Here is a 741-nt window from a genome sequence, read left to right on the forward strand (position 1 = left end):
AGAACCACGAGCAGTGCCAGCACCACGCAAGTACCCGGATGAGCTCCGCGAGCGGGCCGTCCGCGAAGTCCGTACCACCGGCCGTCCGATCGCGCACGTCGCCAGGGACCTGGGCATCCACAAGGAAGCCCTGCGCGGCTGGGTCCGCCAGGCCGAGGCGGACGCCGGTGAACGCGACGACCGGCTGACCACCGCCGAGCACGAGGAACTGAAGCAACTCCGCAAAGAAGTAGCGGAGTTGAGGCGGGCGAATGAGATCCTCAAGGCCGCGAGCGCGTTTTTTGCGGCCGAACTCGACCGTCCCCGGACGAGGCCGACCAGGTGATCGAGCATCTCAGGGACAAGGGTCTCGGGGTCGGGTTCGCCTGCCGGGTGCTGGGGCTGTCGGAGTCGGCGTACTACGCGCGCAAGAAGAGGCCGAAGTCGGCCCGCCGGCTGCGCGACGAGCAGCTGATGCCGCTGATCGAGCAGGTCCATGCCGAGTCGGGCGGCACCTACGGTGTCCGCCGGATCACCCGCGCGCTGCGACGCAAGGGCGTCCTCGTGGCCCGCTGCACCGTCGAGCGGCTGATGCGTGAGCTGGGCCTGGAGGGCGTGATCCGCGGGCAGCGTCGCCGCACCACGGTGCCGGAGCCGTCGGCACCCAGACCGCCGGACCTGGTCGACCGCGACTTCACGGCCTCGCGCCCGGACCAGCTGTGGGTAGCGGACATGACGTATGTCCGCACCTGGTCGGGCTGG

2 protein-coding genes are annotated in these 741 nt (G+C 70.2%); both read left to right on the forward strand.

Features of this window, described 5'->3' with window-relative positions; genetic code table 11:
• Positions 1-325, forward strand: a 325-nt coding sequence (locus tag ABD207_RS32030) for a transposase (protein WP_344016828.1), incomplete at its 5' end; no start/stop codon positions are given.
• The coding region (locus ABD207_RS32035; protein WP_344016829.1) for an IS3 family transposase at positions 322-741 on the forward strand (420 nt) is incomplete at its 3' end. The genes ABD207_RS32030 and ABD207_RS32035, both read left to right, overlap by 4 nt.

Source organism: Streptomyces thermospinosisporus (genome assembly GCF_039526425.1).
GTDB classification, from domain to species: Bacteria; Actinomycetota; Actinomycetes; order Streptomycetales; family Streptomycetaceae; genus Streptomyces; species Streptomyces thermocarboxydovorans.